The sequence below is a fragment of the Komagataeibacter oboediens genome (assembly GCF_003207815.1).
Classification (GTDB): domain Bacteria; phylum Pseudomonadota; class Alphaproteobacteria; order Acetobacterales; family Acetobacteraceae; genus Komagataeibacter; species Komagataeibacter oboediens.
In genome coordinates this window covers 56606-76414 of sequence record NZ_NKTX01000010.1, presented here as the reverse complement: position 1 = coordinate 76414, position 19809 = coordinate 56606, and the positions used below count along the sequence as shown (strand labels likewise).

The 19809-nt window shown below is 63.2% G+C and carries 23 protein-coding genes; 10 read left to right on the top strand and 13 right to left on the bottom strand.

Features of this window, described 5'->3' with window-relative positions:
- Positions 1-11 precede the first annotated feature (11 nt).
- Positions 12-1511, bottom strand: coding sequence for an IS21 family transposase (istA, locus tag CFR80_RS07135; protein ID WP_062106149.1), 1500 nt, complete (start codon positions 1509-1511; stop codon positions 12-14).
- A 147-nt stretch (positions 1512-1658) separates the two neighbouring features.
- On the opposite strand from istA, the gene CFR80_RS07130 reads away from it, so the two are divergent.
- Positions 1659-3302, top strand: a complete 1644-nt coding sequence (locus CFR80_RS07130) for a cellulose synthase subunit BcsC-related outer membrane protein (RefSeq protein ID WP_258367742.1) — start codon at positions 1659-1661, stop codon at positions 3300-3302.
- 119 nt (positions 3303-3421) lie between these two features.
- Here the strand turns inward: CFR80_RS07130 and CFR80_RS07125 are convergent, their stop codons facing one another.
- Both CFR80_RS07125 and CFR80_RS07120 read right to left on the bottom strand, forming a co-directional pair.
- Positions 3422-3709, bottom strand: a complete 288-nt coding sequence (locus tag CFR80_RS07125) for a hypothetical protein (protein WP_010513129.1) — start codon at positions 3707-3709, stop codon at positions 3422-3424.
- Positions 3710-3872: 163 nt separating this feature from the next.
- Entirely contained in the window at positions 3873-6497 is a 2625-nt protein-coding gene (locus CFR80_RS07120; protein ID WP_010513127.1) for a M16 family metallopeptidase, read from the bottom strand.
- A gap of 156 nt (positions 6498-6653) precedes the next feature.
- On the opposite strand from CFR80_RS07120, the gene CFR80_RS07115 reads away from it, so the two are divergent.
- Together CFR80_RS07115 and CFR80_RS07110 are read left to right on the top strand one after the other, a co-directional pair.
- Entirely contained in the window at positions 6654-7826 is a 1173-nt protein-coding gene (locus tag CFR80_RS07115; RefSeq protein WP_010513126.1) for a serine hydrolase domain-containing protein, read from the top strand.
- A gap of 54 nt (positions 7827-7880) precedes the next feature.
- A complete protein-coding gene (locus CFR80_RS07110; RefSeq protein WP_010513125.1) occupies positions 7881-8402 on the top strand; it encodes a hypothetical protein in 522 nt (173 codons plus the stop codon).
- Between the two features lie 144 nt (positions 8403-8546).
- On the opposite strand, the gene CFR80_RS07105 is transcribed toward CFR80_RS07110, so the two are convergent.
- The 8 genes from CFR80_RS07105 to CFR80_RS07070 form a co-directional block, all read right to left on the bottom strand.
- A complete protein-coding gene (locus tag CFR80_RS07105) occupies positions 8547-8726 on the bottom strand; it encodes a DUF1674 domain-containing protein (RefSeq protein WP_010513124.1) in 180 nt (59 codons plus the stop codon).
- Between the two features lie 71 nt (positions 8727-8797).
- Positions 8798-9520, bottom strand: a complete 723-nt coding sequence (ccmI, locus tag CFR80_RS07100) for a c-type cytochrome biogenesis protein CcmI (RefSeq protein WP_010513123.1) — start codon at positions 9518-9520, stop codon at positions 8798-8800.
- A gap of 7 nt (positions 9521-9527) precedes the next feature.
- Entirely contained in the window at positions 9528-10007 is a 480-nt protein-coding gene (locus CFR80_RS07095; RefSeq protein WP_010513122.1) for a cytochrome c-type biogenesis protein, read from the bottom strand.
- Entirely contained in the window at positions 10004-10576 is a 573-nt protein-coding gene (locus CFR80_RS07090) for a DsbE family thiol:disulfide interchange protein (protein ID WP_010513121.1), read from the bottom strand. Before CFR80_RS07090 ends, CFR80_RS07095 begins: the two co-directional genes overlap by 4 nt.
- Positions 10573-12552, bottom strand: a complete 1980-nt coding sequence (locus CFR80_RS07085; RefSeq protein ID WP_010513120.1) for a heme lyase CcmF/NrfE family subunit — start codon at positions 12550-12552, stop codon at positions 10573-10575. Before CFR80_RS07085 ends, CFR80_RS07090 begins: the two co-directional genes overlap by 4 nt.
- An 8-nt stretch (positions 12553-12560) precedes the next feature.
- Complete coding sequence (ccmE, locus tag CFR80_RS07080) at positions 12561-13091, bottom strand: cytochrome c maturation protein CcmE (protein ID WP_010513119.1); 531 nt, start codon at positions 13089-13091, stop codon at positions 12561-12563.
- The gene (ccmD, locus tag CFR80_RS07075) at positions 13088-13234 is read right to left on the bottom strand and encodes a heme exporter protein CcmD (RefSeq protein ID WP_010513118.1); all 147 of its coding nucleotides are present in this window, start codon (positions 13232-13234) and stop codon (positions 13088-13090) included. Before ccmD ends, ccmE begins: the two co-directional genes overlap by 4 nt.
- Positions 13231-14034, bottom strand: coding sequence for a heme ABC transporter permease (locus tag CFR80_RS07070; RefSeq protein ID WP_110507193.1), 804 nt, complete (start codon positions 14032-14034; stop codon positions 13231-13233). Before CFR80_RS07070 ends, ccmD begins: the two co-directional genes overlap by 4 nt.
- 176 nt (positions 14035-14210) lie before the next feature.
- Between CFR80_RS07070 and CFR80_RS07065 the strand changes: the two genes are divergently transcribed.
- From CFR80_RS07065 to CFR80_RS07055, 3 genes are all read left to right on the top strand, one after another.
- Positions 14211-14504 carry a YciI family protein gene (locus CFR80_RS07065; protein WP_010513116.1) on the top strand — a complete coding sequence of 98 codons (294 nt, stop codon included), beginning with the start codon at positions 14211-14213 and terminating at the stop codon, positions 14502-14504.
- A gap of 10 nt (positions 14505-14514) precedes the next feature.
- Positions 14515-14928 (top strand): EVE domain-containing protein, encoded by a 414-nt coding sequence (locus CFR80_RS07060; protein WP_010513115.1) that lies wholly within the window; start codon positions 14515-14517, stop codon positions 14926-14928.
- Between the two features lie 181 nt (positions 14929-15109).
- Positions 15110-15961: an EcsC family protein gene (locus CFR80_RS07055; protein WP_010513113.1), complete on the top strand. Its 852-nt coding sequence runs from the start codon at positions 15110-15112 to the stop codon at positions 15959-15961.
- 60 nt (positions 15962-16021) lie between these two features.
- On the opposite strand, the gene CFR80_RS07050 is transcribed toward CFR80_RS07055, so the two are convergent.
- Both CFR80_RS07050 and CFR80_RS07045 read right to left on the bottom strand, forming a co-directional pair.
- Positions 16022-16210 (bottom strand): hypothetical protein, encoded by a 189-nt coding sequence (locus CFR80_RS07050; protein ID WP_010513112.1) that lies wholly within the window; start codon positions 16208-16210, stop codon positions 16022-16024.
- Positions 16211-16241: 31 nt separating this feature from the next.
- Positions 16242-17216 carry a 2-hydroxyacid dehydrogenase gene (locus CFR80_RS07045; protein WP_110507192.1) on the bottom strand — a complete coding sequence of 325 codons (975 nt, stop codon included), beginning with the start codon at positions 17214-17216 and terminating at the stop codon, positions 16242-16244.
- A gap of 83 nt (positions 17217-17299) precedes the next feature.
- Between CFR80_RS07045 and aat the strand changes: the two genes are divergently transcribed.
- The 4 genes from aat (at position 17300) to CFR80_RS07025 (ending at position 19809) form a co-directional block, all read left to right on the top strand.
- The gene (gene aat / locus CFR80_RS07040; protein ID WP_029329241.1) at positions 17300-17959 is read left to right on the top strand and encodes a leucyl/phenylalanyl-tRNA--protein transferase; all 660 of its coding nucleotides are present in this window, start codon (positions 17300-17302) and stop codon (positions 17957-17959) included.
- Positions 17960-18026: 67 nt separating this feature from the next.
- Positions 18027-18719, top strand: coding sequence for a hypothetical protein (locus CFR80_RS07035; RefSeq protein WP_010513109.1), 693 nt, complete (start codon positions 18027-18029; stop codon positions 18717-18719).
- Between the two features lie 41 nt (positions 18720-18760).
- Positions 18761-19369, top strand: a complete 609-nt coding sequence (locus CFR80_RS07030) for a DUF4412 domain-containing protein (protein ID WP_029329239.1) — start codon at positions 18761-18763, stop codon at positions 19367-19369.
- Between the two features lie 137 nt (positions 19370-19506).
- A complete protein-coding gene (locus CFR80_RS07025) occupies positions 19507-19809 on the top strand; it encodes a hypothetical protein (RefSeq protein ID WP_048856420.1) in 303 nt (100 codons plus the stop codon).

Below are 19809 nucleotides of genomic sequence, written 5' to 3'. Positions count from 1 at the left end.
CCCACGTTCCATCATGGGCGTGTCCTCAGGATATCATACCGGCTGCAGTCAGCCACAGGAGCATGATGCAGGACCAGAGGTTCGGGAAGGGCAGGCAGGACGGGATTTGTGGCTTCATCCCGGCGTGACAGGATGTTGAGAATGACATCAACGGAATGCATGCCATCTTCCAGGGCCTCCCGGCAGGCCTGATCCACGCAGGTCAGGCCATGCTCGTTCACGGCAACCAGAAGACGTACGACCTGTCTGTCGCCACCTGGCCTGTCAGCCAGTCGCCTGCGGATCCGTTCAATGGAGACGGGCAGGATCCAGTCCCGGAATGGAGCGCCATTGCGCAGGGCACCCGGCTTGCGCTCCAGCACCCCGATATAATGCCATGGATCATAAACCGTCCGGTCCCGCTCGAACGAGCGGGCATGGACCCCAACCGTCCGGCCATCCTGCCGGATTTCGATGCGCCCGGCATAGGCCCTGAGTTCCACAGGGCGACCAACCGCGCTGCTGGAGACGGAATACCGGTTGTTGTCAAAGCGGACCAGGCAGGTTTTCGTGACGGATGCCATGCGGGCATGGAACCCGTCAAAGGAACCGGCATAAGGAACCAGAGCCGCGCGCTCGGCCAGGAACATCTCCCACACCGTTTTCTCCGGGACATCCGGATGGGCATGCGTTCTGGCCAGCTGGATGCATCGATCCACAAGCCATCCATTGAGTTCCTCGTAGTCACGGAACTTCAGACGCGGGGAGAACACGCGTCCACGCGCATATTTCACCTGGCTTTCAACCTGGCCTTTCTCCCATCCTGCCGCCGGCGTGCAGGCCTGTGGTTCAACCAGATAATGGGCGCACATCTGTAAAAAACGCCGGTTATAGTCCCGCGCCCGGCCAACAAAAACCGTTTCCACCGCAGTCTTCATATTATCGTAAATGCCCCGCTGGCATGCACCCCTGAAGAACGCAAAGCCCCGGTCATGCGCGTCAAACACCATTTCCTGCGCCTCGCGCGGATAGGCACGAATGAACATCATCCGGCTGTGGCACAGACGCATATGCGCGACCTTCACCTTTACCGCCACACCACCCAGAACGACAACCTCATGGCTCCAGTCAAACTGGTAAGCCTCTCCAGGTGCAAAACTCAGCGGAACATAGGCGGCCCGCCGCCCCATCTCATGGCGGTCTTCCCACCGTCGGCCATATCGCCTTACGGCATCATAGCTTCCTTCATATCCTTCCTCACGCAGCAGTTCGAACAGACGGATGAGGCTCAGCCGTTCGCGGGCCGGACGCGCCACGTTCTCCTCAAGAAGAGCGCACAATCTTCCCTCCCATGGACCAATCCGGGGAAGAGGCTGTCGTTCTCGGTGATAGTCAAAAGACGTCTGTCCCGACCGGATCACCTTGCGTACCGTCTGCCGCGATATCCCAAGGTCCCGGCAGATCGCCTTGATCGCCTTTCCTTCGACAAAATGCGCGCGACGGATCTTTCCAATTGTTTCCACAACAAGCATCCCAAACCGGGCCTCCATTCAGCATGAAGGCCATCGTGAACCCGTTTCTCAGAAAGGGGTCGTTTTTGGCTGCCTGTCCCCCTTCCGAAGGGGTCACTTTTCCATGCCGCTTAACACATTGTCGTTACCCGTGCGGACCAGTACGACGTGGCCGGTCAGCCCGACCTGGCTGAAAAGGTCATTGATCCGTTACTGGCGCAGGACCCGGATTCCGTAGCGCTTCTGCTGGCGCGGGGACGGGTGGAAAATGTCCGTCACCATTCGCGGCAGGCGCTGGATTTCGACATGCGGGCCCTGCATCTGCAGCCGGATGACAGGGTGGTGCAGGCCACCGTTGCCCGCGACGCACTGGCCGTGGGGCAGGATCATGTCGCGCGTGACATGGCCGCATCCCTTATGGATCATCACCCGAAATGGGGTGATACGTGGGAAATCCAGGCGGAACTGGACGGTCATGCCGGGCGGGAACGGCGGCAGCTGGGTGACCTGCGCCATGCCCGCATGCTGGACTGCGCGACCTCCGCCTCGCTGGAGGAACAGATGAATTCCGCCATGCGCCTTGACCCCGGCTGTGCGGAGGGACGCACGCGCGCACGTGATGAACGGCCCGATGCCAGCCTTCCCTTTGTTGTCGGGTCCGGCGTGACCATGCCCGAAACCTATACCTATGATCCGCGACTGACACCGGTGCAGACACTGGACCGGCAGGCAGGCTACCTGTCCCGCGCCCTTGCGCCACAGGCGGATGGCAATGTCGAGATCCGCGACCGTTCCGGGCAGAGCGGGCTGGGTCACCTGACATCGATCAATATTCCGATGACGGCCACGATCCCGTTATCGTCCACCCGCCAGACGGTATCCTTTTCCATCATGCCCAGCGTGCTGCTGTCGGGTAATGCGCTGGCGCAGCCAGCCAACGCGCAGCAATATGGAACGGTGGCGGCGAATGGCGTGCGGCCCGGTTTCCATATGCCCGGCGCCGTTGGGGGTGTCGCGGTGGGGGTGCGCTACAAATATGACTGGGTGACGGCGGACGTCGGCTCGACCCCGCTGGGCTTTACCACGTCAAACGTGGTGGGCGGGATCGAACTGGCTCCGCAACTGACGCGTAACCTGACCCTGCGCGTGACAGGGGAACGGCGCGCCGTGATCGACAGCCTGCTGTCCTATGCCGGGGCGCGTGATCCGGGCACGGGACAGGTCTGGGGTGGTGTGACCCGCAACCGGGGGCATGGCCAGCTGGAATGGGGCACGCTGGCCTATAATGTCTATGCCGGAGGCGGCTATGCCGTCATGAAGGGAACCAACACGGTCGTCAACCATGAAGCGGAAGCCGGGGCAGGCGGATCGGCGCAGATATGGAAGGGACGCGATACCCAGCACCTGCGGCTCGGGCTTGATCTGGTCTATTTCGGTTACAAGCGAAACACGTATTATTTCACATGGGGACAGGGGGGATACTTCTCCCCCCGCGCCTTCATGGCGGCGCTGGTGCCGGTGACTTATGACGGACATTCCGGCCGGTGGTCATGGATGTTCAGGGGGGAAGCAGGCTACCAGCATTATACGCAGGACCCGACCGCGATCTTTCCGCTGGGGGGACGTGGTGTTCAGGGGCACCAGACCTATGCCGGGCTGTCGACTGGCGGTCTGGCGGGGAACGTACAGGCGCGCATGATCTACCAGTTGACACCCGGATGGCGCATGGGACTGGAGGGGGGGTATTCCCGCTCCGGAAGCTGGGATGAAGTGCATGGGATCTTCATGATCCATTACGCCCCGTCCCATTAGGGGACTGTCTGAAGGGTCTGTCTGCAAAACGTCCTGCACATATTCCGGACGTTTTCAGCGGACCCTTTATTGTTTTCCGTCAGCATCGCAACGGGTGACATATCCGCCTGTCAGGCAGGTCAACGCAGGCCATATTCCTGATAGGAGGCCTTGTCGGACAGGTGCATGATGTGACGGACAAACTGTTTGTCCGTCATGTCTTTCAGTTCATTGTCTTTGACATAAAAATCGCCACACGATGTCCGTGCCTGCCGTGATGGCCTGATCCCGAACATGGTCAGGATGTGTTTTACGGTCACACGGAAGATATGCCATTCGTCTTTTTGCGAAACATAGGAAATATAGAACCGATGCGAAATGGATAACCATGTGCCAACGACTTCATCCTGCGTTGCGGGGGTATCCATGACTGAAAATTCCTTTTGAAACCGGTTTTATTCTGTCTTGAAATAAAATTTCAGCAAACTGTAACAAGAGGTCATCTACGTCGAATTTATCCTATCTGGTTCATAACCTGAAGATCGGGGCAGGCCAACCCGCCCCGTCCATGTTTCGGGCCGGTTCGTGGCATTATGGCGCGTCAGGCGGTCCCTTGATGATTTCAGCCAGGTCGGCGGGACGTATCCATTTGCGAAATGCGTCGCGTATCGCGATGGCATCCAGCGTGTAATAGGCCCGGGCCGCAATGTCGTTCTGGTCCAGTGGCAGGCCAAGATCACTGAAATGCAGGTAAGTTGCCGCAATGGTGTCCAGGCTGGCGGATTGCAGGGCCAGCCCGCGCAGCATGCCCGCGCGCGCCATGGCCAGCTCATCTTCGCTGACGGGCTGTTCCTGCATGGCGGTAATGTCATGGATGGCGGCATTGCGCGCCGCCGCGACCTTGTCAGGGTCCGCGCCAAAGGAAATGCTGTAGGCGCTGCGGTGGCGTTTCCATGTCAGATGGCTGCGTACGGTATAGACATAGCCGCTGCGCACCCGCAGGTCACGATACAGGCGCGATGAAAAGCCGGACCCAAGGATTTCATTACCAAGGTTGAGCGCGAAATGGTCAGGATCGGCCACGTTCAGCGACAGGCTTTCTGGCAGCGAGACAGTAGCCTGCGTGCTGGACGGGTCGGGCACCTTCATCACGCTGGTATGGCTGTCGGGCCGGGGGGGCAGGTCAACCACGGGCGTCGGGCCACTGGCCCGCCATGCGCCGAATGTGCGTGAGACCGCGCGGTAGGCGGCAGCGGGCGTAATATCGCCGGTAATGACGATGGTGGTCAGGTCCGGCCTGTAGGCCGCTTTCCAGAAGGCACGGCAGTCCGCCAGCGTCAGTTTCATCACCCCTTCCGGCCGCGCCTGCCGCAATGACGGGTCGCCCGCAGGGGATACCGCGCCCTGCATGGCGCGCTGGAACAGGTATTCAGATGAATGCAGCAGGCCGGACAGGGATGCCGCCGTATTGCCGCGCACGACCCTGAACCCCTGTTCGGGCAGGGCGGGATGCAGTTCATTTTCCGCGAGCAGGTCCAGCCCCCGGTCAAAGTCGGGCGTCAGCACGTTCAGGCTGAAATCGGATCCGGCACTTTCGGTCGCGGCAATATCGTCCAGCGCCTTCTGCAGTCCGACGCGGTCGTGCGTCGTGCTGCCATAACGGAACAGTTCATCCGTAATGTCGGCAATGCCTTCCTTGCCGGGTGGCTCCTGCATGTCCTCGTTCTGGCGGATGGTGCCATACACGTTGATGGTATGGCTGACGGATGCCGGGCGCACGATCAGGTGCAGGCCATTGGGCAGGGTGTACTGCGCTGGCTGGACCGATGTTTCGGGCGGGCGCAGGGCCAGCAGGCTGTCATTGGCCCAGCGGGGCAGGGTGACGGGATGGTCCGGTGTGCTGGCGAAAGATTCCGCGCCGCCAAATCCCTTGTCCGCGACAGGATGGCCGCCATCGCGCGGGGTCAGGATGGCGGTAATGGCCTGTTGCGGGTCCAGCACCTCACGCGCAAGGCGGTTGACGTCTTCGGGTGTGACGGCGGCAAAGGCGGCAGCTTCATCATCGGGCGACTGCAGGCCCATTATGGCCTGTGCCTCCGACCAGCTTTCCGCAAGGCCGGAAATGCTGTTGGCGGCAAAGCCCAGCTGCGCCAGTTCCTTGCGTCTGGCTGCATCGACCAGATCTGATGGCACGCCGTTTTCACGCAAGGTACGCAGGATGTCGCGCATGCGCGCCTCCAGCGGGGCGGGGCTGGTCCCCTTGGGGAAGGCTGCGATCGCAATACCAATGCCGGCATCCGCCTTGGTCACGAAATCGAAGCTCGACAGCAGCGCACGCCCCTGTGGCACCAGGTCGTACAACGCGCCACGCTGGCTGCACAACACGTCGGACAGGATGCGTGCGGTGGCATAATCATGGCTGTTCTGGCCCGGCATGCGACTGGCGATGGCCACAAGGCCTACCGGGTAATCGGTCGGGAACTGCAGGGTCTGCGCATGAACGGGACCCGGGTGGATTTCCGGACGGGCCGGCAGCCTGCGCGCGGGGATCGCGCCAAAGGTTTCGCGCACCATCGCCAGCGTGCGCGCGGGATCCACGTCACCTGCAATGACAAGGATGGCGTTGTTGGGCGCGTACCACTGCCGGTAAAAGCGGCGCAGCAGGGCCGTATCCGTCCTGTCAAAGGATGGACGGCTGCCCAGCGCGTCATGCTCATAGGGCGTATCGGCGAACAGGATGGACTGCAGCCGCGACAGATAGACATAGCCGGGGCTGGACAGATCGCGGGAGACTTCCTGCTCGATCGCGCCGCGTTCGTGCGTCCAGTCATCGGCCGCAAGGGTCAGGCCATTCATGCGCAGGGCTTCGATACGCAGCAGGACATCAAGGTTGTCCACAGGTGCGGTATAAAAGAACTGCGTTACGTTTTCCGTGGTATCCGCATTGTAATCACCCCCCAGTCGCGCGCCGATGGCCGCCATCTGGTCACGGTCCAGCCCCTTGCTGCCACGGAACATCATGTGTTCCAATGCATGCGCAGTGCCGGGAAAGCCCGCGGGGGCAGCAGCGGACCCCACCAGATAGTTGATTTCGGTGCTGACAACCGGGGCCAGCCGGTCGGGCACGATTACCACGCGCAGTCCGTTGGGCAGGGTGGCCTGCAACGGCGTTTCAGGCTGGACGGTGGCGGAAGCGGGGGACACCGCGCGGGCCATGGACGGTACCAGGCAACTGCCACATAACAGGAGGGAGAGGCATAATGTTTTGGAAAACAGGCGTGCTATCATATCTCCAGACTACGCTGCTTTGGTCATGGCGACCAGTTCATGCGGCCCCTGCCTGTCATAACCCTCCCTTATAAGGATCGAACCATGTCCCATGTCTCGGTGGATAAGGCCCATATGCGCGAACGTATCCGTCAGGTCATGGATGCGGCTGTTGAGACGTCCCGTCTGGTCGGTGCCGTGGTCATGGTGGCGGTGAATGGAGAGGTCGTGGTGGCGGAAGCCGCGGGTCAGGCCGACCGGGAAGGCGGCCTGCCGATGCAGGTCGATACCCTGTTCCGCCTTGCATCCCTGACCAAGCCGGTGGTGACCGCCGTCGCCCTGGCCATGGCGGAGGATGGGCTGCTGGACCTGCATGCCGCCGTTACGCGCTACCTGCCGCATTTCCGTCCCGCCATGCCCGATGGGCGTGCGTGCGAAATCACGCTGCGCCAGTTGCTGACCCATACCAGTGGCCTGAGCTATGGATTTTCGTTTCCGCGTGATGACAATCCCTATACCCGCGTGGGTGTATCTGACGGCATTGCGGAACCGGGACTGTCGCTGGCGGACAATCTGGCCCGACTGGCGTCAACGCGGCTGATCTTCGCGCCGGGGCAGGGATGGGCCTATTCGCTGGGGCTGGATGTGATGGGCGGGGTGATTGAAAAGGCGTCCGGCCTGTCGTTGCCTGCAGCGGTGCGGCGGTATGTCGGCACGCCGTTGGGGTGGCGGGATAGCGGTTTCATGCTGACGCCATTGCAGTCCCCTGCCACCTGTTATGCCGATGCCCGGCCGGTTCCAATCCGCATGGGGGCGGAATATGCCCTGCCGCGCCTGCTGCCTGGCGGCGGGGTGGGGGAAATCCGCTTCGCCCCCGACCGCATCCGCAATCCCGCATCCTATCCATCCGGCGGCGCGGGCATGGTGGGGACGGCTGCGGAGTTCCTCGCATTCCTCGAAGCGGTGCGCATTGGTGGTGAAGGGATGCTGTCCCCCGCATCCGCCATGCTGTTTGGCAGGAATGCAATTGGCGATATTGATATGGGGCCACTGGCGCGGGGGCGGCGCTTCGGTTATGGGGCGGCGATCATAGCGGACCCGGCGGTGGCGCGTACGCCCCTCAGCCCCGGCAGTTTTACATGGGGGGGCGTGTACGGGCATCAATGGGTGGTGGATCGTGCGCGTGGCATGAGCATCGTCATGCTCAGCAATACCGCGGTGGCCGGAATGGCGGGGGTATATCCCGATGCGGTGGTCGCTGCCGCCTGTGGCGCGTGATGGAACGGCGGATGCGCCTGCGCCACGATCGATATGAGGATACTGGGAACTGTCATGTCATTTGGTAATCGCGTCAACCAGTTTGACGCCTGGCTGCTGGACCGGGTTTTCCAGCCTTTTGCCGATGCCCTGCCTGAACGCCTGACGGCCATGGAAATGGGCATGAGCTTTCAGGTCGGGTCCATCGTGCTGTCGGCTGCGTCCATTTCCGCCCTGCTGGTGCTGGAGGGCATGACGCTGGATAACCTGATTACAAACGTGCTCGGCTGGTTTTTCGAGGTGATTTTCTATATCGGCATCCACCGCATGCGCAGGCTGGTAAAACCGGGATACCAGAATCCGCTGCGCGTCATGCTGGCGGGCATGCGGCCCATTTCCATTCCGTTCGCGGCCTATGCCTTCTATCAGGCTGTTACGGCGGACCGGGCATATGAACTGGCGCTGTGGTTCAATTCCCTGTCGCAGATTGTGTTCGTTGCGGGGATCTACCTGATTTCATGTAACGTGCCGCCGCCGGGGCACCGCGCGCGACAGACGTCCTTCGGTCGTGGTCCGCTGCCAAACGAAATCGGCTGATCGCCACGCCGGGAGTGGATCAGGAACTGTAAGAAGTTTCTGGTGAAGCTTTTTTCAAAAAGCTTCGAAGAACGCTGCCCTTTTGAAAAAGGCGCCCACCAGAAACTTTTAATTTTTATCGGTGGAGTATTTTGAGATGCTCTCTCAGAAATCCACGCACCGTCCCTTGACCGTCCAGTCACCATAACGGGTCGGTTCAGGCCCCTTGGGGCCACCGACTTCATCCGCCTCGGCAGGCTGTTTCAGTAGCGCGGCTTCCTTGGCCGCTTCGTCCTGCGCCGTATCGGCGACAGGGGCGGGGGAGGGGGTGTTGTCCTTGCTCATGACACCAGTTTCCGCCCAACGCCATGAAACTGGCAAGCCCAAAACGCCCGGACGGATGCCGGGATAGCGCGTTATTGATGTTCGGACTGCGCAATCCGCTGCTGCACCGTCATGCGCCACGGTGCATCGGGCGGTGCCGCATCCAGCGCGCGGCGGTACAGGTCTGCCGTCTCGGGCGAGATATGGCCGCCATCGGCCATCATCTGCGCTTCTGCCGCGCGGGCGGCGACTTCGGGGTCGAAACGCTGCTCTATGGCGCTGCGCCATGCCTGCGCCGCAGCGGCATAGTGGTCACGCCCGGCTTCGGCCTGGCCCAGCAGCACGTAGCCCTGGAACAGGCTGGGGTCACCGGCGGGGATCTGTTTCAGCTGGTCGCGCAGGCGGTCGATGATCGCGTCATTGCGGTGGTCTTCATGCTGCAGGGCCACAAGGCGCGGGGCCAGCGGCTGGGCCGGAAGCGACGGATGCCCGACCGTCAGATACAGCCCGACGGCGGCAACCGGCAGCACGATCAGCGCTGCGGTAATGCCCCCGGTGGACGCCCCCTGACCCGCGACGAAGGCAGGCAGCATGTCCGTGCCCAGCAGGCGGCGCTGGATTTCCAGCCGCGCGCTGTCATGTTCGGAGGGCGCGATCATGCCCTCGACCAGATCGCGTTCCAGTTCCGCAAGCTGCGCCTGATGCAGGACAAGCGCCGTCTCGCGTTCATCACGCAGCAGGGTGGTGCGACGGAACGAGATCAGCGCGGGCAGCAGTGCGATCACGCCAAGCAGGCAGATACCAATCCAGATCATGTGACTCTCAGCGTGTTTCGGTCAGGTCGGACAGACGGCGGCGTTCCTCGTCCGTCAGGGGCGTGGGCGTCACCGTGCGGGGCCTGCGGAATGTCCACCACGCCACGCCGATGCCAATGCACAGGGCCAGAAGCGGCATGATCCACAGCAGCAGCGTGCCAACGGTCAGCGGTGGCCTGAGGCGGATGAAGTTGCCATAGCGATTGACCATCCAGTCCATGATCTGCCGGTTGCTTTCGCCCCTGGCCACATGTTCACGCACGACATGGCGCAGGTCACGGGCCAGGTCGGCGCTGCTGTCCTCGATCGACTCGTTCTGGCACACAAGGCAGCGCAACTGTGACCCGATGGCCTCGGCGCGCTGTTCCTGCGCCGGGTCGGGCAGCATTTCCGACGGGTCGTCCACCGCCATGGCCACAAGCGGGGCGGACAGCAGGCAGACCAGCAGGGCGATCACGCCCCCATGGCGCAGGGAATGTGTCTTCATGGCTTCAGGCTGTCCGCCAGCGGCATGATCGTACTGGTGATCATGGTTTCGGTAATGGGTGAGGCCGTATGCCAGCGGATCACGCCGCCCGGGCCGATCAGGAAGGTTTCCGGCACGCCGGATACGCCCCAGTCAATTGCCGCCAGCCCGTCACGGTCGGCGGCAATACGGGCATAGGGATTCCCCGCGCGCTGCACGAAGCCCAGCGCGTGCTCGGGCTTGTCCTTGTAAGCAATGCCCCATATCGGCAGCCGTTCCTTCAGCGCGTTCAGCACCGGCATTTCGGCAACGCATGGAATGCACCATGACGCAAAATAATTCACCAGAATCGGGGATTTCAGCGCACGCAGGTCCTGCGCGGAAAAGCCCTGTCCCGGTGCCTGGTCCGGCAGAGCGAAATCCGGCACCGGGCGGTTCAGCGCCGGGGCATGGATGTCATGCGGGTCGAACGATCCCTTTGTCATACCCGACAGCATGCGCCAGAATCCCACGCCCACCCCGCCGGCAACAACCAGCGGAGCCGCCATCAGCAGACGGCGACGGGTGGGGGAAGACGGCTGGCCGCTCATTGCACCACCACCACGTCAACGGTTTTCGCCCGGCGTGGCGCACCGACGCGCACGCGCCGGTCGGACAGCGACAGTGCCCCGCCAAAGGCCATGATCAGCCCGCCCAGCCACATCCACGGTGCCAGCGGGTTGTAATGCAGGCGCAGCACATAGGTCGGGTTGGCGTCATCCCCATGTTTGTCGCCCAGCACGCCATAGATGTCGGCCATCAGGTTGGTATGGATCGCGACTTCCGTCGTGGTCTGGTGCTGGCTGGCGAATGTGCGCTTGGAGGGGTGAAGCGTGGTGACCAGCCGGCCATTGTGGCGGACCTCGATGGTGGCGACCAGCGCGCTGTAGTTCGGGCCTTCCGCCGGATGCACGTCGGTCAGCGTCCAGCTGTCACCGGCCAGCATCTCGCTCTCGCCCACATGCACTTCCACAATGCGGTGGGCCGCTTGCGACATGCCGGCAATGCCCAGCACCACGATGCCAACGCCTGCATGGGCCAGTGCCGCGCCGAACACCGCGCGCGGCAGGCTGCGGGCGCGCTGCCAGCTCTGCGCCAGCGGCTGGCGAAACAGGCGCAGTCGCTCGGCAATATCGGCGATGCTGGAACAGATCACCCACACGGCGGTTGCGGTCGCCATTACCGGCAGGATGTCACGCATGCGGAAGGTCGCGACAACCAGCGCCACCAGCGCAACACAGGCCGCCCACCACAGACGGCGCAGCACCGGCCACATCTGTGCCCGCTTCCACGGCACCATCGGGCCAAACCCCATGAACACCATGAGCGGTATGGCCAGCGGAATGGTGGTGGCGTCAAAAAACGGCTTGCCAACCGAAATCGTCTTGCCGAACAGCAGCGACATGAAGGGCGGGTACATCGTGCCCGTCAGCACCACCGCGCAGATCGAACACAGCAGGATGTTGTTCAGGACCAGAAGCCCCTCACGCGATACGGGCGAAAACAGCCCCCCCGTGGTCAGTTGCGGCGCGCGGATGGCGAACAGCAGCAGCGACCCGCCAATGACAAGTGCGAGCAGGCCAAGGATGAACACGCCACGCGCCGGGTCATTGGCGAAGGCATGCACGGAATTGAGGATGCCCGACCGCACAAGGAACGTGCCGGACAGCGAGAACGAGAACGTGCCGATGGCCAGCAGGACGGTCCAGATCTTCAGCGCCTCACGCTTTTCCACCACAATGGCGGAATGAACCAGCGCCGTGCCCGTCAGCCACGGGATCAGCGAGGCGTTCTCCACCGGGTCCCAGAACCAGTATCCACCCCAGCCCAGCACGTAGTACGACCACCACGACCCCATGGCGATGCCGCAGGTCAGGAAGCACCATGCTGCCACCGCCCATGGACGCACCCACCGCCCCCATGCCGCATCCACCCGGCCCTCGATCAGGGCGGCGATGGCGAATGCGAACGGTACGGCAAAGCCGACATAACCGGTGTAGAGAATGGGCGGATGGAACGCGAGGCCGGGGTCCTGCAGCAGCGGGTTCATGCCCTGTCCATCCAGCGGCGCAGGCCATACGCGTGCGAACGGGTTGGACGTGGTCAGGCAGAACAGTTCAAAGCCTGCCGCGACCCCACCCAGCACCGCGATCACGCGCGCCTGCAGCGCGGATGGCAGGTTGCGGCCGAACAGTGCTACGGCGCCACCGCAGATCGACAGGATCATCGCCCACAGCAGGACCGATCCCTCGTGATTGCCCCATACGCCGGTGATCTTGTACAGCAGCGGCTTGCTGACCGCGCTGTTGGCGGCCACGTTCTGCACCGAAAAGTCATTTGTGATGGCTGCGTGGATCAGGCACGCAAAGGAGGTGATCAGCGCGATCATCTGCCCCACCGCCAGCGCAGGCGCCAGCGCCATCAGGCGCGCATCACGCCGGTTGGCCCCGATCAGGGGCAGGATGGCCTGTCCGGCGGCCATGCAGCATGCCAGCGCCAGTGCAAAATTTCCAAGTTCCGGGTTCATTGCGGATGTCAGTTTCCGTCAGGTGTCGGGGTGGCCGGTTTTTTCGGGTCGGACGCCGTCATGGTGTTCCAGCTTGCCGCGTCGGGGGCCTTGCCGAAACGGGGGTCCCACTTGCCGCTGCGGCGTAGTTCTTCGGCCACTTCCTTGGGCATGTAGGTTTCGTCATGCTTGGCCAGTACCTCGCTGGCGCGGAAGGTGCCGTCGGGGCTGACGGTGCCCACGGCAACCACGCTCTGCCCCTCGCGGAACAGGTCGGGCAGGATGCCTTCATACCGCACGGTCACGGCGGCCTGCCCGTCGGTCACGTCGAATATGGCGACAGGCGAATCCTTTACCTTTTCACGGCGCACGCTGCCAGCCACGACCATGCCGCCAAGGCGGATGGTGCGGTCAGCCGGCGGTGGCTTGGCCTGGACCTGCGACGGGGCCATGAAAAAGACGATATTGGATGAAAAGGCGTTAAGGGTGAGGGCGGCAGCGGACCCAAGTCCAATCATGCATGCCACCACCAGCCACAGGCGTCGGCTCTTGCGGGTCATGACGGCTGGCGTGTCCGGGGCTGTTCAATGGCGGACAGGCGCCTGCGCGCCCTGCGCAGGCGGACGGCAGCGTTGACGGACAGGACCGTCGCAACGCCAAGCGTCAGGCCATAGGCGGCCAGGATATAGGGCAGATGGGTCATACGGCGGCACTGTCAGGCTGGGGTGCGGGACTGGTGGACTGGCGGCCACGGCTGGCGGCCAGGATCGTGCGGATGCGGCTTTCCATGACCGATGCGCGCAGGCGGGCCAGCACGATCGCGCCAAACCCCAGCGTAAAGCCCAGCGTGGTCAGGCCCAGCGGCCATAGCATGGAGGTGGACATGGTCGGTGCCCCCGTAACCGTGATGCTGTCAGGCTGGTGCAGGGTGTTCCACCACTGTACGCTGAACTTGATGATCGGCAGGTCGACCGCGCCCGCCAGCCCCAGTATGGCGGCGGCGCGGTAGCCACGCTGTGGTTCATCGAACGCACGGATCAGCGCGATATGGCCCAGATACAGGAAAAACAGCACCAGAACGGATGTCAGGCGGGCATCCCATACCCACCACGTGCCCCACATCGGCTTGCCCCACAGCGAACCGGTGGCAAGGCAGACCGCGGTGATGGCGGCACCCACCGGCCCGATTTCCACCGCAGCCAGATCCGCCAGCGGGTGCCGCCAGACCAGTGACAGCAGCGAACACACCGCCAGCCCCATGTAACCGGACGAGGCCAGCCACGCGCTCGGCACATGCACGTACATAATGCGCACGCTGTCACCCTGCTGCCAGTCGGCGGGGGAGAAGAACAGTCCCCATATGATTCCGGCGGCGGACAGCACCAGCGCGGGCCATGTCAGCCATGGCTGCAGCTTCGCCCCCATGCGCAGGAAACGGCCGGGATTGGCGTAACGGTGAAAAAGGTTACCGGTTCGTGCGGTAAGGCTCTGCGTTGCGTTCAAGGTTGATCCATCCGTGCCCGGGGCACCTGTCCCTGCGATGAAAACGGTCAAGAAATTCGTGGCATCCCCCCGGTGTGGGTGGGGGCTTGCGTTTTCCTGCTCTACACTATCGCGTTAAAAAAGACACGGCCAGTCCTGTCCCATCATGGTACAGTCGGCCTGCAGGAGGAGAAAACATGCTGTTTGCGATCATTTGTACCGACAAGCCCGCCAGCCTTGAAACCCGCAAGGCAACACGCGAACGTCACCTCGCCTATCTGGAACGGTGGAAGCGCCACATTGTTCATGGCGGTCCGCTGCTGGACGCGGAAAACCGCCCCTGTGGCAGCCTGCTGGTGGTGGACGTGGCTGACCGTGCCGCGGCGGAAGGATTCGCGGTGGAAGACCCGTACGCAAAGGTTGACCTGTTCGAGAGCGTGGTGATCCGTCCGTTCCGTTCAGTTTTTCGTGATGGGCTTCGGGTGGAGTAAAAAAACGGTCATGGCGTACTGGCTGATCAAGTCCGAACCGGATGCCTTTTCATGGTCCGAGCAGGTGAAAAACGGCATTGAACCGTGGACCGGCGTGCGCAACTACCAGGCGAAGAAAAACCTCGCGGCCATGAAGGTGGGGGACCGGGCGTTTTTCTATCACTCCAACGTGGGCCGGGAGATCGTGGGCGTGGTCGAGGTGGCGCGGGACGCCTATCCCGATCCTACGGCGGCGGATGGCAAATGGGTCTGTGTTGACGTGCGTGCCATCGGTCCCATGCCGCAACCGGTTACGTTGGCGGCAATGAAGGCCGACCCGGACCTTGCGGATCTGGCGCTGATCCGGCAGTCGCGGCTGTCTGTCGTGCCGGTTTCGGATGCGCACTGGCGCCATCTGTGCCGGATGGGCGGCTGGAACAGCTAGGCCCCATGCCACGTTTCATGGCTGTGGGCATGGTGATGCACGTTGCAAGAACCGCATCATGGTGCTGAAACGGTGGGAACTGCCGCATGGGTGTTGCGGGCGGTTGCCCGTGCCCGGCCATCATGGCCGGGCAGGGCGCACCAGTCCGTAAGGTACGGAAGATCAGGCGAAGGGCATTGTAATGAGTGCAGGTTCCTCAAACGAACTGGCGCCGCTGACGCTGGACAGCGCGTGTATCACTGAACTCCAGCAGGCGCTGGAACGGGTCGAGTCAGGGCGCGGCGTGCTGGTGCGCCTTGCTGACCTTATGGGCGGGGCCGTGGGGCAGGCGGCCATGCTGGGCATGCGCACGCTGGGTCTGGCCCCGGCGCTGCAGGCACGGCTGCAGGCGACAGCGGAAACCGCCATCCGCCGCGCCTTTGACCTGGCGGTTGTGGGCATGGACCGCCCCCGTGACGTATCGGCCACCCCTGATGACGGGGCGGCCTGGCGTGACCCGGCGCTGAAGGCCGCCGTTACGGTGTCGGGGGCCGTGGGTGGCTTTACCGGCCTGCCCGGGCTTATGGCGGATGTCAGTTTCACCACCCTGACCATCATGCGTGAAATCGCCCGCATCGCGCGCGAACAGGGTGAAGACCTGTCGCAGGAGGAGGCGCGCGCCGCCTGTCTGGAAGTGTTCGCGCTGCGTGCCTTCCCCTTTGGCGCGTCAAAGGGACAGGGGCAGGGAGAAGATAACGAACTGGGCTATTTCTCTGCCCGCGCCATGCTGCGTGGTCGCCCGGTCGTCATGCTGGTCAGTGAGGTCGCGACCCATTACGGGCTGGGCCTGTCACGTAAATTCGCGTTACAGATGATGCCGGTGGCCGGTGCGTTGTGCGGGGCATCGCTGAATGTCGCGTTCCTGTCGCATTACCGCGCGGTGGCGCAGGCGCATTTCACCATCCGTCGGCTGGAACGTGAATACGGGCCCGAAGTCCGTCGTACCGCGATTGACCTGAAGGCCCATGCGGCCGCGCAGATGCGCGAAAGCTGATTGAGGGGAACGGGACTTCCGGTGCCGCCTTTTTTTGAAAAGGCCACACCGGAAGCGCCTTTATGATCTGTCCGGTACGCCGGGCGCGGGGTTCGGGTGGGCGCGCAGTTCGATGATCGCAGCTACCAGCGCGAACAGCGCGTAAAACCCCAGCAGCGTATCCAGTATTCCGTGGTAACGGGGGACAAGATACTGCAGCAGCAGCGTGATCAGCGCAAATACCACAAAAACGCCGGGCAGTCCGATCATGACCCTGTCCTTTTCCGCTGTCGCGTCGCCATCAGGCGCGGACCGGCGTCAGCGCGTCGCGGCCATTCAGCACCGCAACAACGTTGTCCACCGCCAGCATGCCCATGTCGGTGCGTGTTTCCACCGTCGCACTGCCCACATGGGGGGTCAGGAAGACGTTGGGCAGCTCAAGGAAGCGCGGGTCGGGATTGGGTTCGTTGCGGTAGACATCCAGCCCGGCGGCAGCAAGCTGGCCGCTGCGCAGGGCATCGATCAGCGCATCTTCATCCACCAGCGCCCCACGCGCCGCATTGATGAAAATCGCCCCGCGTGGCAAGCGTGACAGCAGGTCCGCATTGATCATGCCATCGGTTTCCGGGCTTGCTGGCATGTGCAGGCTCAGGATGTCGCAATGCGGCAGCATGTCGGTCACGGTGCTGAAATAGGTCGCCCCGGCTTCCTGGTCCGCAGGCAGGCGGCGGCGGTTGGAATACATCACGTCCATGTCGAAGCCGCGCGCACGCCTGGCCACGGCCCGGCCAATGCGGCCCATGCCGACAATCCCCAGCCGCTTGCCACTTATGCGCGTGCCCAGCAGTTCGTCCATGGCCAGCGACCGGCCCCAGCCTTCGCGCATCAGCGCGCCATACTCACTCGCCCGTCGTGCCGCCGCCAGCATCAGCAGGATGGCCATGTCCGCATTGCATTCAGTCAGCACGTCGGGCGTGTTGGTCACCACGATGCCACGCGCATGCAGGGCGGGAATGTCCAGATGGTCCGTGCCGACGCTTACGGTGGCCACGACCTTCACACTGTCGGGCAGCAGCAGCACGTCATCACCACGCAGCGGCAGGCCGGTGGAAATCAGGATGGCCTGTGGCTGGAACGCACGTGCCGTATCCAGCAGTTCGCGCGTTGTCAGTTGACGTTCCGGCACGGCGGGTATGTTAAAATCCTGTTCAATGCGCTGCATGACCGGTGCGGTCTGGCGCAGGGTCAGTAACAGGCGGGGACGGGTATCGGACATATGGGGTGGTTTCTCCTGCCAAACGGGGGCATGCGATGGGACGTTATGCCCATGAAAGCATGCGGAAGGGTTATCCTAAGAACATGACGGGTCAAGAGACGGTTCCCATTACGCCGGAACTTATGCTGCGTGCCTACATGGCGGGGCTGTTTCCCATGGCGCCCGACGCCAGGTCGGATGAACTGGAATGGTTCTGTCCCGAAATGCGCGGTATCCTGCCGCTGGACGGGTTTCATGTCAGCCGCAGGCTCATGCGCACGGTGCTGTCGGCGCGCTTTGCAGTGGTGGCGGATCAGGATTTCCCCGCCGTCATGGATGGCTGCGCGGAACCGGCACCGGGGCGGGAGACGACATGGATCAGCCCACGCATCCGTACCCTGTTCTGCCAGCTGCATGACATGGGGTACGCCCACAGCGTGGAGGTGCGCCACGACGGCAGGCTGGTCGGCGGTCTGTATGGCGTGGCGATCGGGGCGGCGTTCTTTGGCGAAAGCATGTTCAGCCGCATGCGCGATGCATCCAAGGTCGCACTTGTCCATCTTGTCGCGCGCCTGCGGCTGGGGGGATACAGCGTTCTGGATACGCAGTTCGGTACCGATCACCTGGCCAGCTTTGGCGGGGTGGAAATCCCGGCGCGCGACTACATGCGCCAGCTTGGCCATGCGGTGCGTGAACAGGCGACATGGATTGGAAATGATCGCGTAACGGAACTGGAGGCCGCCATCCGTACCCTGCGTTCGTGATGCGGGGCGGGCGGTTGACATGACCGGCCATGCAGGGTTCCGTCGTGGCAGATGAGCAAGGGGAAACATGATGAAGCATGGAACGGCCCGCCCGCGATGGCAGTGGACAAGGGCGGGTGCGCTGCGGCTGGGCATGACGGCGGTGGCCATGGGAATTGCGTCCGGCCATGACATTTCCCCCGCGCGGGCGGAGGACCCGGGCAGCATTCATCCCCCGCTGACCCCCACCCGGGACGTGCAGGTGGACTATAACGTGCAGCCCGACGGCGTGCCCGAACCCAAGGCCGTGCGCACATGGTTCGCCTATAACGGTGGCCTGATGCGAATCGACAGCCCACAGGGCATGGGGGAGACGATCCTCAACCGCATGAGCCGCCAGGTCACGATCATCATCAACCCGCAGAAGGTGTACAGCCAGCTTGATGCCCGTTATGGCATCCGCAATCCCTTCCTGCTCGACCTGTCCATGACCTTCGTGCGCAAGGGTGGTTCCACCGTGGCTGGCGTGGCCTGCACGCAGTGGGACGTCACGACGGATCAGGGCAGTGCCACGGCCTGCGTGACCGATGATGGCGTGGTGCTGCAGGAAATCGGCGTGGATGGCGACGGACTGAAGGGCAGGCTGGAGGCGACGAAGGTGGTGTACGGCCCCATTCCCGACAGCATGTTCCAGCCGCCGGAGGGATACCGCAAGATCGATCCGCCGCCACCGCCCGGCACGCCGCCTGCCCGCAAGGATGCTGACAGGAAGGGCGGCTGATGCCGTTTGACCCAGTACGAATTTTTCAAGGATTACAGGAAGTGACACGATATGCGCATGGCGGCCGCCGGACGGTAGTGGCGGCCTGTCTGCTGGTGGCGGGAATGGCAGGCGCAGGCCATGCCTCCGCCGCCGATCCCGATCCCCAGAGCCCCTATGTCACCCCGCAGGTCGATGTGGATGTGACCTACACCATCTATCCCCCCCATGACACGAGCGAGGTCATGAGCCAGCGCATGCGCTGGTCCGCCAGCCGCATGATGCAGCGCGTGGACCCGGCCAATACCAGCACCTACATGATTACCGACTATCATGCCGGGACCCTGACGGTGGTGAACCCGGGCCAGAAGATAAAGACGGTCATCCCGGCGCCGGGTGCCGCCAATGTGCAGATGGGCCAGCGCGCGCAGGGCACATGGCTGCGCACGGGTGTGTCAAAGGTTGCGGGAATACCCTGTGCCCTGTGGCAGACGCAGGACACCGACCAGCGTTCAAGCGAGATCTGCTACACCGATGACGGCGTGATGATGGAGGTCATCCGTGATGGCAAGGTGATGGTCGAAGCATCATCGGTTACGCGCACGCCACAGGATGAAAGCGTGTTTGCCGTCCCGTCGGGGCTGAAGGAACTGCACGCGGCCCATCCCTGAACCGGGGACCGGCGCGGTACGCTTTATGGCACGAAAAGGGCAGGATCTGCCCGTAAATCGCCATCACGGTGCTGTTTACATGACCCCGGCGGGAGGCTTCATCCCGCCAGATCAGGACCAGTAACGGGAACAGGTTGATGAAGAAGACAGGACGTATCGCAGCAGGGCTTCTGATTCTTGCAGGGCTTGCGGTCGCCGCCCCGCAGGCACAGGCCCACGGGCGTGGTGGTGGCGATGCGTTTGTCGGCGGGCTGGTTGGCGGCCTTGTCGGCGGTGCCGTGGCGGGCGCCATGGTTGATGCCTACGGGCCGCCGCCCCCTCCGCCGCCGCCGATGTATTACCGCCCGGCGCCGCCCATGGCCTATTATGCACCGCCGCCTCCGCCGCCGCCCGTGGTGGTCTATGGCCCCTATGGCGGGCCGGGTCGGCCGTATTACTGA

What these genes read in the sequence shown, in the direction of transcription:
- ccmI (WP_010513123.1), bottom strand. Translation starts at nt 9,520, where the DNA reads ATGATCTGGATTGGTATCTGCCTGCTTGGCGTGATCGCACTGCTGCCC.
- ccmE (WP_010513119.1), bottom strand. Translation starts at nt 13,091, where the DNA reads ATGACCCGCAAGAGCCGACGCCTGTGGCTGGTGGTGGCATGCATGATT.
- CFR80_RS07045 (WP_110507192.1), bottom strand. Translation starts at nt 17,216, where the DNA reads ATGTCCGATACCCGTCCCCGCCTGTTACTGACCCTGCGCCAGACCGCA.
- CFR80_RS07105 (WP_010513124.1), bottom strand. Translation starts at nt 8,726, where the DNA reads ATGAGCAAGGACAACACCCCCTCCCCCGCCCCTGTCGCCGATACGGCG.
- istA (WP_062106149.1), bottom strand. Translation starts at nt 1,511, where the DNA reads ATGCTTGTTGTGGAAACAATTGGAAAGATCCGTCGCGCGCATTTTGTC.
- CFR80_RS07110 (WP_010513125.1), top strand. Translation starts at nt 7,881, where the DNA reads ATGTCATTTGGTAATCGCGTCAACCAGTTTGACGCCTGGCTGCTGGAC.
- CFR80_RS07065 (WP_010513116.1), top strand. Translation starts at nt 14,211, where the DNA reads ATGCTGTTTGCGATCATTTGTACCGACAAGCCCGCCAGCCTTGAAACC.
- CFR80_RS07125 (WP_010513129.1), bottom strand. Translation starts at nt 3,709, where the DNA reads ATGGATACCCCCGCAACGCAGGATGAAGTCGTTGGCACATGGTTATCC.
- CFR80_RS07090 (WP_010513121.1), bottom strand. Translation starts at nt 10,576, where the DNA reads ATGAGCGGCCAGCCGTCTTCCCCCACCCGTCGCCGTCTGCTGATGGCG.
- CFR80_RS07055 (WP_010513113.1), top strand. Translation starts at nt 15,110, where the DNA reads ATGAGTGCAGGTTCCTCAAACGAACTGGCGCCGCTGACGCTGGACAGC.
- aat (WP_029329241.1), top strand. Translation starts at nt 17,300, where the DNA reads ATGACGGGTCAAGAGACGGTTCCCATTACGCCGGAACTTATGCTGCGT.
- CFR80_RS07120 (WP_010513127.1), bottom strand. Translation starts at nt 6,497, where the DNA reads ATGGCCCGCGCGGTGTCCCCCGCTTCCGCCACCGTCCAGCCTGAAACG.
- ccmD (WP_010513118.1), bottom strand. Translation starts at nt 13,234, where the DNA reads ATGACCCATCTGCCCTATATCCTGGCCGCCTATGGCCTGACGCTTGGC.
- CFR80_RS07115 (WP_010513126.1), top strand. Translation starts at nt 6,654, where the DNA reads ATGTCCCATGTCTCGGTGGATAAGGCCCATATGCGCGAACGTATCCGT.
- CFR80_RS07035 (WP_010513109.1), top strand. Translation starts at nt 18,027, where the DNA reads ATGATGAAGCATGGAACGGCCCGCCCGCGATGGCAGTGGACAAGGGCG.
- CFR80_RS07095 (WP_010513122.1), bottom strand. Translation starts at nt 10,007, where the DNA reads ATGAAGACACATTCCCTGCGCCATGGGGGCGTGATCGCCCTGCTGGTC.
- CFR80_RS07050 (WP_010513112.1), bottom strand. Translation starts at nt 16,210, where the DNA reads ATGATCGGACTGCCCGGCGTTTTTGTGGTATTTGCGCTGATCACGCTG.
- CFR80_RS07060 (WP_010513115.1), top strand. Translation starts at nt 14,515, where the DNA reads ATGGCGTACTGGCTGATCAAGTCCGAACCGGATGCCTTTTCATGGTCC.
- CFR80_RS07085 (WP_010513120.1), bottom strand. Translation starts at nt 12,552, where the DNA reads ATGAACCCGGAACTTGGAAATTTTGCACTGGCGCTGGCATGCTGCATG.
- CFR80_RS07025 (WP_048856420.1), top strand. Translation starts at nt 19,507, where the DNA reads ATGAAGAAGACAGGACGTATCGCAGCAGGGCTTCTGATTCTTGCAGGG.